This is a genomic window from Lentibacillus sp. Marseille-P4043 (genome assembly GCF_900258515.1).
In the GTDB taxonomy this organism is placed as follows: Bacteria; Bacillota; Bacilli; order Bacillales; family Amphibacillaceae; genus Lentibacillus_C.
The window spans coordinates 323984-337390 of sequence record NZ_LT984884.1 but is presented as its reverse complement, the minus strand read 5'-3'; the positions used below and the strand labels follow the sequence as shown (position 1 = coordinate 337390).

The window sequence follows — 13407 nt, the reverse complement described above, 5'->3', positions numbered from 1 at the left end:
AGGGGTAATAGTGAGTGAATTGAAGATTACATTTAAAAAGCCATATAAATTTGAGGGCGATGAATATAAAGAAGTAGATCTTTCCGGCATTGAAAATCTATCTACAAAAGATTTAATTGATGCCGATAAACAGTTTAATACAAGTGGTCAAATGGCCCTCATGAATGAAATGACAACCGGTTATTCTTGTATCGTTGCCGCCAAAGCATCAGGAAAGCCGGTTGAATTTTTCGAGAGTCTGCCAGCAGGTGAAGGATTAAAGGTGAAAAACAAGGTGATGGGTTTTTTAAACGCATAGGCCTTCTCAAGTATGAAGGTCAGAAAATATTCAAACCAACAGGCGGTCGCGCGCTAAGGAAAGCGTGCGTCCGTCTTTCTTTATCCACTTACACTGGTATTGATCACTTTGAGAAATTAGACATATTTGAACTTGGAGAAGTGGCCGAAGAAGTGAAGGGAGCGATTAAGAAAAAGTGAGTAAAAGTAATTTCGAAATCGCTTTTGAACTCGGGGCAAAAATGGATCCTTCCATGAAAAAAACTTTCGCCAACGCACAAAAACAGTTAGGTGACTTTGGAAGTAAAATGAAAAATATTGTTAAAACAGGTGCGAAAATGGCAGCAGGAGTAGCCGCAGCGGGAGTAGCTGTTGGTGGAGCGGCGGTTGGTATGGCCAATAAATTTGCGGAAACAGCAGATACGATTGATAAAACATCTATGAAAATGGGTATATCTTCTGATGCATTTCAGGAATTGCAATATGCAATGGGTCAAGTCGGGGTCTCCCAAGAAAACTTTGAAAAAGGCCTAGGAAGGTTAAATCAACGTTTAGCGAAAACGGATACGAATGAAAAATATCGCAAAGCTATTCAAAGTATTGGGGTTTCTACGGAAGACACGAATGGTAAAACAAGAGACGCGGACGCTGTATTCATGGAAACTGTAAAAAGCTTGCATCAAATGGAAGACAGCACAAAGCAAGCTGCGCTTGCGCAAGAAATATTTGGAACCAGAACAGCAAGAGAGTTGATGCCCGCCATTGTCGCGGGTGGTGACGCAATATCAGATTTGCGGAGCGAAGCGCAAGACATGGGCGTGGTAATAGGCGAAGATAGTGTAAAAGCTGGTGTCCTTTGGGCGGATACAATGGATAAAGCCAAAAATGCCCTGGGAGGTCTGTTTAATTCGATTGCTGCGGACGCACTTCCGGTTTTGCAAAAATTACTTGATAAGATTATGGACAATATGCCAGCAATTCAATCCACGGTTTCTTCAGCTATGTCAAAAGTTGGAGACTTTATCAAACAAGCTTTTGAAAAAGCTCAACCTGCAATAGATTGGATAGGCAATACCGGAATCCCACTTGCGAAAGACGCTATTTCAGGGATGCTCGGGACAGCAAAAACTTTCTATAATTTTATTTCAAATAATTGGTCTACGATTAAACCATTGCTGATCGGTATCGGGATTGCTTTAGCGAGTGTAAAAACAGCCATGCTCGCTCTATCCGTAGTACAAACAGTGACAGGATTTATAAAAGCTTTTCGAGTAGCCACGGCCGCGGCTCGTCTATCTATGTTGGGTCTTAACGGGGCGATGCTCGCTAATCCTATGACGTGGGTTGTGGCCGGAATAGTAGCTGTTATTGCTGCAGGTGTATTGCTGATAAAAAATTGGGACAAGGTAAGCCAATTTTTAGTTAATACCTGGAATTGGATAAAGGAATTAGCGATCACGGTTTTTAATGGGATAGTTGAATTTTTTAAAGAATGGGGTTTAACTTTATTAACGGTGATAACAGGACCGATTGGCGCGTTAGTCACGCTTATAACTTCGAATTGGCAAATGATAAAAAATGTTACTGCCGCGGTAGGAAAAGCAATAATTAATGCATTTACTACAGCGTATAACTGGGTGATTGGAGTGTTTTCCGGAATAGGTTCATGGTTTTCGGGAGTCTTTTCAGTTGTAACCGGCGCCGCAAAATCAGTCGGTACATCAATAAGTAACGCTTTCACTAGTGCTTATAATGGGATTAAAAATTTATTTTCTGGAATAGGCGAATGGTTTGGCGGAATTTTTGATGGTGTAACTTCTGTTTTTAAAGGCGGAGTAAATACGGTTATAAGATTTGCTAACAGCGCAATCGACAAATTAAACGGTATTAACATAAGTATTCCAGATTGGGTTCCTAAAATCGGGGGTAAATCATTCGGTGTAAATATTCCCAAAATCCCCGCACTCGCAGAAGGTGGAATTACCACAGGTGCCACCTTAGCAATGATTGGGGAAGGTTCAGAGCAAGAAGCGGTTCTCCCTTTATCAAAACTTGAAGGACTACTTAATGATGATGGTGGTTCAACGACAAATAACAATGATCAAACGATTCAAGTTGTTTATAGTCCGCAATACCAGATTCCTGATGGAGCTAGTAAGAAAGAGATTGAGCAAATCACAAAACAAGGTTACAACGAATTTAAACGGTGGATGAAGCGCTATGAATCCGAACGTAACAGACTATCTTTTGATTAGGAATGGTGGAAATGAAGTATAGAACTGTGTCCGGCGATACTTTCGACAAGGTAGCTTATGAACAATATGGAGACGAAAAACTTGCAATTAACATCATAGAAGCCAACCTAGAATATGCTCACGTTATTATTTTTGGAGCTGGTGTAGAGTTGGTTGTCCCTGAAATCGATACAACACCTACCCCTAATTTACCTCCCTGGAAGAGAGGCGATAACTAATGTTAGCAAGACGGGCTTCTGTAGCCGCAGAATATCAAGGAGTAGAAATAACAGACGAGATCAACAAAGATTTATTAAGCTTTGAATATGTTGATAACGCAAGTGGTGACAGTGACAGCGCAAGCCTTTCATTAAAGGATGAGGAACGCGTATGGTTAAATGATTGGTTTCCTGAAAAGGGTGATTCGATTACCCCGATAATAAAAACGATCAACTGGCGAGAAGACGGCGATAAGCAACGTTTGCCATGCGGTCGTTTTTTTGTTGATGAACCGTCGTATGATGGAAGACCTAGTTCTTTTACATTAAACGCGATATCTTCTCCACTAAATGGAAACTTCGCCAGTGTTGATAAAAGTCGATCGTGGAGAAACGCAACATTAAAAGCGATAGCCAGCGATATAGCCGATCAAGCTGGATTAAAACTGCAATTCATAGGTAATAACAACCCTCGATACGATGTCAAAGAGCAAACCGATACACCCGATTCATCATTTTTGTCTGATCTTTGTGAAGAGGAAGGTCTGGCTATGAAAGTCACTGATTCAAAGATTGTTATATTTGATGAAAGTGATTTTGAGAAAAAAGACGCAATAAGGACTTATAAGGAATGGGATGACGATGTTCTGTCGTATTCTTTTAAAACTTCTTTGACTAACACAAAATATGCAGGAGTTAATGTTAAATACTATGATGTAAATTCAGGAAAAACTATTAAATATCTTTACACGATCACAGACATTGACGATAAAAGCAAAATCTATCAAATTAACAAAAAAGTAAATAGTGGTGACGAGGCGAGACGATTAGCGCAACGCACGCTACGCAGGTTAAATAAAAAAGAAACAACGGGGTCACTATCTGTTTTTGGGAATATAGAGCTTCTCGGTGGTGTATGTGTTGATTTGCGAGGGTTTGGAGTGTTCGACGGAAAATATTACGTTGAAAAAGCGACTCATTCTGTTGGTGGTGGATATAGCGTTGATATTGAAATAAGGAAAGTATTGGAGGGGTATTAATGCGCGATACCGTTTTGCGCAACATGATTCGCGTCGGACAGGTGAACAGCGTGAATGAATCTAATGGAACGGTTCAAGTTTTATTTGAGGATAAAGACAATCTTGTTTCCGGAGATTTGCCCCTTTTTAGTTTTGAGTATGATATGCCTGATGTAGGTGATCAAGTAGTTTGCATATTTCTTGCTAATGGCATAGAACAAGGATTTTGTTTGGGACCATTTTTTTCAGAAATATCGAAAGTTCCTGTTCAAGATAAAAATATATTCCGGAAACACTTCAGTGATGGAACGTACATCCAATATGACAAGAACTCCCAACAATTACAGATAACTGCGCAAAAACCATTGACGTTAATTGGTGATCTAACGGTGGAAGGTAATATAACTGCTACCGGAAAAGTCACAGCAAGTAACATCGGAAATTAGGTGATACGTATGATTGGTTTTTTTGGAGATATCATATTTGAAACAAGCGATAAAAGAATAGTCACTTTTACAGGATTCCAAAGAGATGCGGGATCACGTTGGAGTAAACACGATGTGATAGGGGCTAAACCATCGTCAGAATTTATCGGCCCTGATCTAGATACTATTTCATTTAGCGTAAATCTAAATGGATTTAATGGTGTGAAGCCCCGTATTGAAATGGACCGTTGGCTAAGGAAAGAAAGAGCAGGAGAAGTCGCTCCACTTGTTATAGGAGATAGCTATTTGGGAGTAGATAAGTGGAGGATCAGTTCTGTGTCACAAATGTGGGGGGTCGTCCTTAATCGTGGTGAAGTACTTTCCGGAAAAGTAGATATCGAATTAGAAGAGTATATCGAAAGGATTGGTAGCAGATGATTAATTATCAATCTGTAGAAATTTCAGGTATCGATCCTTTTAGGGAACAAGGTGGCAATGAAATCTATCAAAACTTACGGATGTTGTACACTACCGCGGAGGGAGCGGTACCTTTTGATCGATCATTCGGAATTAATACAGACCTCCTTGATGAACCTTTGACAATTGCTAAGGGACGACTAATGGTGGAATATAGACAGAAAACAAAAAGATTTGAGCCTAGGGTATCCGTGCGAGAGGTTACATTTACAGCGGATTCTCTTGATGGACGTTTAATACCAAAGGTGGTGATTGAAGTTGACCCTGAATCTCAGTGATTTACCTGAAGTAAGCTTTGCTGAAAAGGATATAAATAAAATATTAAATGACATGATATCACGTTATGAAAAAGCCTACTTTGAATCAACTGGGCAGAAAAAAAGGTTATATCCTGGTGATCCGGTTCGCATATTTTTATACTCGCAAGCATTAAGGGAATTTCAATTGCGGGTGTTGATCGATGATGCGGCTAAGCAGAACCTTTTAAAATATGCTAGAAAAGATAAGTTACAACATTTAGGGTCGTTTAGCAGGACATATTTGTTTGATCCGAAACCAGCAACGACCAAGCAAAAATTCTTTTTAAGTAAAGCTCGTCCAACGAATGAAGTGATTTCTGCAGGAACCCGAGTATCTCCGGGAAGTGAAATTTACTTTGCAACAAATGATGATGTTGTTGTTCCAGCAGGCGCACAAGAAATAACAACAGACGTCACATGTTTGGATGAAGGAACCATCGGAAACGGGTTTACCCCAGGGCAGATTAATGTTTTGGTCGATCCTATACCTTGGGTTGCTAAAGTGGAGAACATTGAAGAAAGTCAAGGCGGGGCTGACGAGGAATCAACAGAAAACTACCGTGAACGCATCCACTTGGCACCAGAAGGATTTTCGGTCGCGGGACCCGAGGGAGCTTATGAGTATTTTGCAAGAAAGTACAGTTCGCTTGTAGGTGATATAAAGATAACGAGTCCAGACGATGGAGTAATCGATATTAAGGTGCTTTTAAAAGACGGGGAGATACCTAGAAAGTCATTCATCGATGGAATTACGGAATACCTAAGCGCAAAAGAGAGAAGGCCTTTGACTGATAAAGTTCAAGTTTCAGCGCCTATTCAAACAAAATTCAATGTTGATGTTACCTACTATATATCGAGCGAAAAGGTAGCGCAGGAAAGCAAAATCAAAGCAAATATTGAACAAGCCGTTACAGCTTATGAAACATGGCAACGATCAAAAATCGGAAGAGATATAAATCCATCAGAATTGATTACTAAAATCCGGTTAGCAGGAGCAAAAAGGGTTACTATCACTTCCCCTGCTTATACAACGATAGAAAGTGATAGCGTTGCTGTAGTTGATGTGAAAACGGTAAATTATGGAGGATTAGAAGATGAGTAATCAGACTATCCGCGATGTTAATCTGCTTGATATTTTGCCTGCAAACTTACGTAGTGATCCAGACATTATAGCTGCATCAAAGGCGGTCGATTTAGGCTTTTTAGAATTAACGAATGAAATCAATAACATCATGATACTTCCAAATGTAAACAATGCAAGCGAAGCGATATTGGATCATTTGGCGTATTTTTTTCATGTTGATTTTTATGATATGGAATTGGATATCGGAACGAAAAGAAAACTCGTAAATGAATCAGTTTTTTTACATCAAATCAAAGGTACTCCTTTGGCGGTCGAAACACTTATTCAAACTTTATTCAGTGAAGGCGAAGTGTCCGAGTGGTTCGACTACGGCGACACTCCTTATCGTTTCAGGGTTTTAACCAGTGATCCTTCAGCTACCACTGATAGAGCGGAGATATTTGTAAGAGCTTTAGATTCGGTAAAAAACAAAAGATCTACATTGGATAAGGTTGTATTACTGCAGGTTGAAAGAATGGATCTTTATTGTGGTGGCTTTGTCCATCAAGGGAACATAGAAGAATATAGGTAGGTGATAATGAATGAGTACTTTCGGAGGGATAGTCCTTACAAATAAAGGTAAAAACCTACAAAGTAAAGCTCAGGCAGGGGTTACACTTGAATACACACGAATAGGTGTTGGTGATGGCAATTTAGGATCTACATCAATACTTAGCTTAAATTATCTTGTAAATGAAATTAAATCATTAAGTATAGTTAAGTTAAAAGCCTTGGAAGGCGGTAAATCCGTAGTTGGGACTGTGCTATCTAACCAGGATTTGACGCAGGGGTTTTATTTTAGGGAAGTCGGAGTATATGCTGCTGATCCGGACTTAGGGGAGATTCTCTATTGTTACGGAAATGCGGGGGAGTTAGCAGAATACATTTCTCCCGGCGGAGGAACTGACATCATAGAAAAGAGTATTGACATCCATACTTCTGTAGGTAACACGCAAAATGTTACTGCAGTAATTGATTCATCGTTGGTGTATGCCACCCAATCAGACATAGAAAGGATCGAATTAAGGTTAAGCAACCATGAAAATAAAAAGGGGCAATCCAATGGATATGCCTCACTCGATGAAAAGGGAAATGTTCCTGAAAGCCAACTAGGGAATTTGCCCGATAATCTCGAAACAACAACTGGCGCTCAAGAAAAAGCAGATGCAGCGAAACAAGGCGCGAATAATTACACAGATACTAAGATTTCCGAAATCGATTATCCTGTTGATAGTGTGAATAACAAAACTGGTGATGTCACCTTGTCGGCAGCTGATGTCGGCGCAGAAACCCCTTCCGGCGCACAAGCTAAAGCGAATGCTGTACAAGAAAGTTTAAACAACCATAAAGGTGACACAACTAATCCGCATAACGTTACTAAGGCGCAAGTCGGACTTAGTAACGTTGGCAATGTGCAGCAGGCATCAAGGACAGAATTTTATGAACATCAGGAAGATGGTGTGCGGCACATTACTGCAGCAGAACGAAGGAAATGGAATGGCAAACAAGATGCTCTAACAGTTGAGCAAAGGCGACCAATTTACATTCAGTCAACCGCACCAGAAAATCCCCAAGAAGGCGACATTTGGATTGAGGTGGAATAATGGCGCAGATTTATACCAAAAATCAATCAAAACTCAATTCTGTTAATATTTTTCGTGATGGTGCTTGGCAAAATGAGAAGATTGGTTATGTCTATTATCAAGGGGAATGGATACCATTTATAAATTACAGAGATTATTTATTTAAAGATGGGATTGCGATTATACCCTATGAGCAAAGAGTAAATGGTTACAATTGGTTTACGGAATATAACGGCTATTTGGAATTAAGAACAAGGGGAACTTATAGTACAATGGGGTATCTGAGAGGAATTGCTGGAATGAGGTTTAACCAAGTAGACATTACCAAATACTCTAATATATGCATTGATTACACTGCGACATTAGAGCAAAGTGAACCATTTTATCCATCGGCAACTTTTGTATTGAAAACCAATCCGAGTAATTTGAGATATTCATTTAGTCAGAGCTCTTCTAGGATTATTGTTAAAACAAGTATAAAGGATCTCATAGGATTATATGATATTTTTTTCGATCTTTCTGCTTATGATGAATCAATTGCAAATATTTATAACATATGGCTCGAATAACACTTGACAGGAGGAATGAAGGCATGCCGATAATTGATACATGTATGTATGTATGTATGTATGTATGTATGTATGTATGTATGTATGTATGTATGTGCAAAAACTGTGCCAACGTAGTGACTTAGGGATAGGGGTTGTTGCCACATGACAGCCCGAATTAGAGTTGGACGGGAATTAGTTAAGCCGAAAGCTATTCACGTATACAAAGATGGTCAATGGCAGAAAAAGCGTGTGGGGTATGTATATAAGAATGGACAGTGGATTGAATTTATTAAGTATTTAATTAAAATTTATGAGAATGGATTGGAATTTATAAAACTCGAAAGTTTTGATACAGGGAATGGAGAGGCAGGGTGGTATCCGATAGAAAGAAGGGATGACTATTTATATTCCGAATCGTATAGGGTAACCAGTGCTTCTCCTTTTTATGTGCGTACTAGCTTCCCATCATGGGTAACAGCTAATCCTATAAATTTAACTGAACATAAACAAATTAAAATTCGATGGATTCTTTCGGTAATAAGACAAAATCCAAATCCGACTGCTTACCTAGTCGTGTCCACAATCAAACAAGCAGGATATACGGAAAATGACGCAATTGTTTCGACAACAGTAAGAGATACGATAGTTGAAACAATTTTGGACGTAGGTGACTTAACTGGGGATTTTTACATTAGGACACATGTGCCATCAGGTGACGGTTTGTCATCATTAAAAATATATTCTATTGAAGTAGTGTAATAAAGGAGGGAAATTCATGTATTTAGAATACCACAAAGAAACGAAGCGAGTAGTAGAAATACATGAAACAGTGCCAACAGTTACAAGTGATTATGATTATGCAATATCAGATAGCTATAATGTTGGCGATGAATTTGAGTGGACTATATGGATTAATGAAGTTGACAAGGACAAGCGATTAGTGTCATATTCAGCAATTAGGAATAATCCGAATGCAAAACGATTGCTGGAAGAAAATGAGCAGCTAAAAAAAGACAACGAACTACTAAAAGCACAAAACAAAGCAACATCAGAAAGAGCGGATTTTATTGAGAATGTCATAGCTGAAATGGCTATGCAGGTCTATCAATGATTATCCGCTTTTTATTATGGCTTCTAATCAAATTGGAAGGGGGTGAGATCATGATTGAAATGTTTTTCGCACAACGTGTTATTTTGAATAAAACGAAATTCGCTGAAATTCCTACCGTTTTGCAACCTGGGGTTAAGGGAATTCTTGATGACAGCGGGCTTGGATTTTTGATTGATGGTGAGTAATTTCATCGGATAGTCAACCCCACTTCCTTCCTTATGCTAAGATTAATAGAAAAGGAGTGGGGGTTTATGATTTTTTATCACTTTTCCAACGAGAATATTAATGTTTTAGAACCGAAGTTGGGTCCCAGGAGACACAGTTCGGAAGACTCATCAATTGTAAATAAACCAGTAATTTTTCTTAAAGCTAATGCAAATATCATGTTTTTCGACGGCAAGCCTTCGTTATTCAGATATACAGTAGATATAAACACCTTGGACAAAAACTTATATCGTGACATGTCAATGGATCATGATTATGAGATTATGAAATCACTAGATCCGACCAATGCCACTATTGATAATGCTGGGGTTTATTATTATTTGGATAACATCAAACCAATAAAAAAAGAGCAATGGAATGGCGAATTTTATGAATGATATATCATTGCGTTTTTCTTGCACATCAGGATGATGCGCAACAAGTAAAAGCACCCGATTGATGTGTGTTTTTTATTTAAAAAAGGATTTATCCTCCCTTTGTCGAAATAAGTAGGTGGAAGGGAGGGGAAAAATGAGACATTACAAAACTGAAGGTCTAATTGAAGGTTATATTCAACTTCCAATTAATATAGCTGCATACACAATGGTTTTTATGGTTGAAGGTCAACTTGCATTAGAACTTAACATAACACATGTAGCAACTTTAAATTCGAACAGTGGAGTAACGGAAGAAAATGTTTATCAGTGGTTATGGGAAAAAGGAAATGAACTTTTTTTAGATGCAATTTCATTTCCGTATGGAACTAAGATTACTCTAACTTCTAATGATGTCATTAACGGAAATATAGCAACTCCATTTGAGAATTTGAAAAATGAAGGGATTAAGCATCTATAAAAAGGTGCTTTTTCTTTGTGCTATTAGGAGGCAGTCAATGGATGCGACGATAACTCAATATTTTATTACACAAGGACCGTTTGCGGTTCTTTTTATTTGGCTTTTTTGGTCAAGTAGAAAAGAAGCAAACGAGCGAGAAAAACAGCTTTACAAAACGATTGATGATCAAAACGAAATCTTGCAAGGTTTCAGCAGCAAATACGATATTGTCATAACGAAATTAGATGACATTGAAGAACGTTTACCGCCTAGGTAGATGTTCTTTTTTTATTTTTCTTTGAAAGGGGGTGTTTGATTTGGACAAAGGCACATTAATTCGAACTGTGGTGCTTATTGTAGCGCTCATTAATCAGTTTCTTGTTACGGCCGGACTTAACCCAATTCCAGGATCACAAGAAACCTGGGGTGAAGTTTTAACAATGATTATCACTGCTGCTGTCAGTGTTTGGACGTGGTTTCGTAATAACTACATTACAGCTACCGGTAAAAAGCAGAAGGAAGTTTTAGAACGAAATAATCTTACAAAATAAAAGGAGATTGATAATATGACTTTCAAATTATATTTAGACCCAGGACATGGTGGAAGCGATCCAGGTGCAAGTGGATACGGAATTAAAGAAAAAGACGTTGTTTTAGACATGAGCCTACAAATCAGGGATTATCTTTTAAGTAATTACAAAGGCATTGACGTAAAGATGAGCCGTACAGGCGACACATATCCGTCGCTATTAGAAAGAACAAATGAAGCGAACGCTTGGGGTGCTGATACTTTCCTATCTGTACACGTAAATGCTGGCGGAGGTACCGGCTTTGAATCATACGTTTATCCGGGAGTAGGCGGTAAGACAAAAGAGTTCCAAGACAAGGTACATGCTGAGTTAATGCGCGACACGTACTTTGATTTTCGTGATCGAGGGCAAAAAACAGCAAACCTTCATGTTTGCAGAGAATCACACATGCCGGCATTACTAACGGAAAATCTGTTCATCGACACAAAAAAAGATGCGGATTTTCTGAAGCAAGCAAAACAAATCAAAGATGCTGCAATTAATCACGCGCATGGGATTGCTAAGTTTGCTGAGCTTGTACGAAAGAAAAAGAATGAAACAAAATCTCCTAGTGGGGTTTATACAGTTAAGTCCGGCGACACTCTATCCGAGATTGCAGCAGATCATGGCACAACTGTTGCTAAACTTGTTGATATTAATAATATTGATGACCCTGGTATGATTCATCCTGGGCAGAAGATTAAGTTTGAAGGATCATCAAAGAAATATCATAAGGTCGTGTCCGGGGATACAGTTTCGGAGTTAGCTGTTAAATTCGACACTAGCTTAACCAAAATTAAATCTTGGAATGATCTTGACAATGATTTTACAATTTATGTTGGGCAGAAATTACGTGTAAAATAAAAAAAGGCCCCTCCAATTGAGGGGCTAATACAAAGGTAAACTCATAGCCGTATTTAGTTTTTACGGTTTGAGAAAAAGTATACAGAATGTTAGTGATTTGTAAGATAAGCAGGAAAAAAGTCCCTTTTTGTTGAAATATATAAGTTGATAAAACAAAGAGGGGGAAATATCAATGGCAAGTAAAAAAATAAAATACGACTTTTTTTTAGTGAAATATTTGGAAGGAAACACAGATATATTCAATAACAAGTTAACTGGAGAATATGCAAAAGCGAATAAAACTGAGGTAGAACTTGCAAAAACTGTATTGAGAATTGGGGCCCTCAATAAAATAAAAAGAAATGAAAGTTTCGCCACAATGGAAAATAATTACGTTTGGGTAGCTGCAATTGAAAGAATAAACACCGATGAAGAGTCATATGTAGGTAAGAGAGGGGAAAGCTCCAGAAAAACATACGCTGCCGATCCTGATGAGGGGCCGTTAAATGATACTGTATTTCTTTATGATCCGCAAACTGGGGTGATTATTGTTCAAAGAAATAGGGGTGGTGTAAGTTTAAATGCTATGTTGAATTTTATCATAGCAATATGCCATAGTGAAAAAATTGATCTGGAAATCATGATTGATCCTAAAATACTTGATAAGCTGGATAAAATCCCCCTTATTAAATCTATAGAATACTCAGTTGCGAAACCTACAGATTTGAGCGACCATAAAAACAAAGATAGAACTACTGGCGGGGATATTAGATTGGCTAACAAATTAAAGGCAAATAAGCTTAAGGTAGTTCTAGGAGCAGATAAAGGAGAATACCTTGAAAGATCATCTGCTATCAAGAAGGTAAAATCAATAATACATTCTAAAAGTGACGTAGGGGTTATGAAAGTTAATGGTTTTCATGGAGATGTTGAGGAAACCCTAGACTTAGTAAACCAAAGGATTGTGCATGCAGAAACTGTGAAAGCCGGGAGAGGTAAAAAGGTTAATTATATAAATATTATGTCGAATATTGAAAGAGCATTTAGGAAGAAGTATAAGGCAATAAGTGATTTCACCAAAAAAGACAGAGTTTAATTAAACAGGAGATGATTTCGTGAAGAGAATTATCCTTGTAACCTCGGTTATTGGACTGATAGTTTGTTTCGTTTTATTTATTTTTAATTTAAAAGTATCATCGATCCCATTCTTCAAGGAACTACTTTCAGCGACAATATCGATGGGGGCAATTGCAGTAGGATTTTTAGCGGCAGCTATAACGCTAATGCCAACACTTCAGTCCAATGATTTTTTAGCGGACTTAAAAAGCATTGGTGGTTATGAAAAGCTTCTAAATGCACTGCTTGTGGCAATAGCAATATTATTTATACTTTGTTTAATTTCATTAACTGGTTTCTTCTTTAATATAAATAAGGTTAACACATACACAACATTGTTTCTATATGTTTGGATGTTCTTCTTTGTAAATTCTGTATCATTGGTTTCTTATGTTGTGGGTGTTTTTCTGTACTATTTGAAATCAACTTCCTCTGACAAATAAATGAACGGGTGGGTAAGAGACATCTCAAGCAAGAGATGTCTCTTACATTTTCACCAAAATACTTTATCTGCTCATTGGGGAG

Annotated in this window: 21 protein-coding genes; all 21 read left to right on the top strand. The window is 38.1% G+C overall.

What is annotated here, in order from left to right; all coding sequences use genetic code 11:
• Positions 1 to 10 precede the first annotated feature (10 nt).
• The 21 genes from C8270_RS01750 (at position 11) to C8270_RS01655 (ending at position 13325) form a co-directional block, all read left to right on the top strand.
• Positions 11 to 298 carry a phage tail assembly protein gene (locus C8270_RS01750; protein ID WP_158701563.1) on the top strand — a complete coding sequence of 96 codons (288 nt, stop codon included), beginning with the start codon at positions 11 to 13 and terminating at the stop codon, positions 296 to 298.
• Positions 299 to 473: 175 nt separating this feature from the next.
• Complete coding sequence (locus C8270_RS01745; protein ID WP_106494878.1) at positions 474 to 2531, top strand: phage tail tape measure protein; 2058 nt, start codon at positions 474 to 476, stop codon at positions 2529 to 2531.
• An 11-nt stretch (positions 2532 to 2542) separates the two neighbouring features.
• Positions 2543 to 2749 (top strand): tail protein X, encoded by a 207-nt coding sequence (locus tag C8270_RS01740; RefSeq protein WP_234028614.1) that lies wholly within the window; start codon positions 2543 to 2545, stop codon positions 2747 to 2749.
• Positions 2749 to 3768 carry a phage late control D family protein gene (locus C8270_RS01735; protein WP_106494875.1) on the top strand — a complete coding sequence of 340 codons (1020 nt, stop codon included), beginning with the start codon at positions 2749 to 2751 and terminating at the stop codon, positions 3766 to 3768. Before C8270_RS01740 ends, C8270_RS01735 begins: the two co-directional genes overlap by 1 nt.
• Entirely contained in the window at positions 3768 to 4193 is a 426-nt protein-coding gene (locus C8270_RS01730; RefSeq protein WP_106494874.1) for a phage baseplate assembly protein V, read from the top strand. Before C8270_RS01735 ends, C8270_RS01730 begins: the two co-directional genes overlap by 1 nt.
• Before the next feature lie 9 nt (positions 4194 to 4202).
• Positions 4203 to 4610, top strand: coding sequence for a phage tail protein (locus C8270_RS01725; RefSeq protein WP_106494872.1), 408 nt, complete (start codon positions 4203 to 4205; stop codon positions 4608 to 4610).
• Complete coding sequence (locus tag C8270_RS01720; RefSeq protein WP_106494870.1) at positions 4607 to 4927, top strand: hypothetical protein; 321 nt, start codon at positions 4607 to 4609, stop codon at positions 4925 to 4927. The genes C8270_RS01725 and C8270_RS01720 overlap by 4 nt, the downstream gene beginning before the upstream one ends.
• On the top strand, positions 4908 to 6050 hold the full coding sequence (locus C8270_RS01715) for a baseplate assembly protein (RefSeq protein WP_106494869.1): 1143 nt from the start codon (positions 4908 to 4910) through the stop codon (positions 6048 to 6050). The genes C8270_RS01720 and C8270_RS01715 overlap by 20 nt, the downstream gene beginning before the upstream one ends.
• A complete protein-coding gene (locus C8270_RS01710; RefSeq protein ID WP_106494868.1) occupies positions 6043 to 6603 on the top strand; it encodes a phage tail protein I in 561 nt (186 codons plus the stop codon). Before C8270_RS01715 ends, C8270_RS01710 begins: the two co-directional genes overlap by 8 nt.
• Positions 6604 to 6613: 10 nt before the next feature.
• Complete coding sequence (locus C8270_RS20365) at positions 6614 to 7675, top strand: phage tail-collar fiber domain-containing protein (RefSeq protein ID WP_234028460.1); 1062 nt, start codon at positions 6614 to 6616, stop codon at positions 7673 to 7675.
• Positions 7675 to 8223, top strand: coding sequence for a hypothetical protein (locus C8270_RS01700; protein WP_106494867.1), 549 nt, complete (start codon positions 7675 to 7677; stop codon positions 8221 to 8223). The genes C8270_RS20365 and C8270_RS01700 overlap by 1 nt, the downstream gene beginning before the upstream one ends.
• Before the next feature lie 144 nt (positions 8224 to 8367).
• Positions 8368 to 8964, top strand: coding sequence for a hypothetical protein (locus C8270_RS01695; protein ID WP_106494865.1), 597 nt, complete (start codon positions 8368 to 8370; stop codon positions 8962 to 8964).
• Positions 8965 to 8980: 16 nt separating this feature from the next.
• Positions 8981 to 9316, top strand: coding sequence for a hypothetical protein (locus C8270_RS01690; protein WP_106494863.1), 336 nt, complete (start codon positions 8981 to 8983; stop codon positions 9314 to 9316).
• Positions 9317 to 9366: 50 nt separating this feature from the next.
• Positions 9367 to 9501, top strand: coding sequence for a hypothetical protein (locus tag C8270_RS20590; RefSeq protein WP_267894825.1), 135 nt, complete (start codon positions 9367 to 9369; stop codon positions 9499 to 9501).
• A 66-nt stretch (positions 9502 to 9567) separates the two neighbouring features.
• Positions 9568 to 9918 (top strand): hypothetical protein, encoded by a 351-nt coding sequence (locus C8270_RS01685; RefSeq protein ID WP_106494862.1) that lies wholly within the window; start codon positions 9568 to 9570, stop codon positions 9916 to 9918.
• Positions 9919 to 10051: 133 nt separating this feature from the next.
• Positions 10052 to 10375, top strand: a complete 324-nt coding sequence (locus C8270_RS01680; RefSeq protein WP_106494860.1) for a hypothetical protein — start codon at positions 10052 to 10054, stop codon at positions 10373 to 10375.
• Positions 10376 to 10412: 37 nt separating this feature from the next.
• Entirely contained in the window at positions 10413 to 10631 is a 219-nt protein-coding gene (locus tag C8270_RS01675; RefSeq protein WP_106494859.1) for a BhlA/UviB family holin-like peptide, read from the top strand.
• Positions 10632 to 10662: 31 nt separating this feature from the next.
• Positions 10663 to 10905 (top strand): phage holin, encoded by a 243-nt coding sequence (locus C8270_RS01670; protein WP_325034716.1) that lies wholly within the window; start codon positions 10663 to 10665, stop codon positions 10903 to 10905.
• A gap of 15 nt (positions 10906 to 10920) precedes the next feature.
• Positions 10921 to 11787, top strand: coding sequence for an N-acetylmuramoyl-L-alanine amidase (locus C8270_RS01665; protein ID WP_106494856.1), 867 nt, complete (start codon positions 10921 to 10923; stop codon positions 11785 to 11787).
• 172 nt (positions 11788 to 11959) lie between these two features.
• Positions 11960 to 12862 carry a DUF6731 family protein gene (locus tag C8270_RS01660; RefSeq protein ID WP_106494854.1) on the top strand — a complete coding sequence of 301 codons (903 nt, stop codon included), beginning with the start codon at positions 11960 to 11962 and terminating at the stop codon, positions 12860 to 12862.
• Between the two features lie 19 nt (positions 12863 to 12881).
• On the top strand, positions 12882 to 13325 hold the full coding sequence (locus tag C8270_RS01655; protein ID WP_106494853.1) for a hypothetical protein: 444 nt from the start codon (positions 12882 to 12884) through the stop codon (positions 13323 to 13325).
• The last annotated feature ends 82 nt before the right edge of the window (positions 13326 to 13407 follow it).

Coding starts and splice junctions, on each gene's coding strand:
- C8270_RS01690 (WP_106494863.1), top strand. CDS start 8,981: ATGTATTTAGAATACCACAAAGAAACGAAGCGAGTAGTAGAAATACAT.
- C8270_RS01730 (WP_106494874.1), top strand. CDS start 3,768: ATGCGCGATACCGTTTTGCGCAACATGATTCGCGTCGGACAGGTGAAC.
- C8270_RS01675 (WP_106494859.1), top strand. CDS start 10,413: ATGGATGCGACGATAACTCAATATTTTATTACACAAGGACCGTTTGCG.
- C8270_RS01660 (WP_106494854.1), top strand. CDS start 11,960: ATGGCAAGTAAAAAAATAAAATACGACTTTTTTTTAGTGAAATATTTG.
- C8270_RS01695 (WP_106494865.1), top strand. CDS start 8,368: ATGACAGCCCGAATTAGAGTTGGACGGGAATTAGTTAAGCCGAAAGCT.
- C8270_RS01740 (WP_234028614.1), top strand. CDS start 2,543: ATGAAGTATAGAACTGTGTCCGGCGATACTTTCGACAAGGTAGCTTAT.
- C8270_RS01720 (WP_106494870.1), top strand. CDS start 4,607: ATGATTAATTATCAATCTGTAGAAATTTCAGGTATCGATCCTTTTAGG.
- C8270_RS01735 (WP_106494875.1), top strand. CDS start 2,749: ATGTTAGCAAGACGGGCTTCTGTAGCCGCAGAATATCAAGGAGTAGAA.
- C8270_RS01665 (WP_106494856.1), top strand. CDS start 10,921: ATGACTTTCAAATTATATTTAGACCCAGGACATGGTGGAAGCGATCCA.
- C8270_RS01680 (WP_106494860.1), top strand. CDS start 10,052: ATGAGACATTACAAAACTGAAGGTCTAATTGAAGGTTATATTCAACTT.
- C8270_RS20365 (WP_234028460.1), top strand. CDS start 6,614: ATGAGTACTTTCGGAGGGATAGTCCTTACAAATAAAGGTAAAAACCTA.
- C8270_RS01725 (WP_106494872.1), top strand. CDS start 4,203: ATGATTGGTTTTTTTGGAGATATCATATTTGAAACAAGCGATAAAAGA.
- C8270_RS01700 (WP_106494867.1), top strand. CDS start 7,675: ATGGCGCAGATTTATACCAAAAATCAATCAAAACTCAATTCTGTTAAT.
- C8270_RS01710 (WP_106494868.1), top strand. CDS start 6,043: ATGAGTAATCAGACTATCCGCGATGTTAATCTGCTTGATATTTTGCCT.
- C8270_RS01685 (WP_106494862.1), top strand. CDS start 9,568: ATGATTTTTTATCACTTTTCCAACGAGAATATTAATGTTTTAGAACCG.
- C8270_RS20590 (WP_267894825.1), top strand. CDS start 9,367: ATGATTGAAATGTTTTTCGCACAACGTGTTATTTTGAATAAAACGAAA.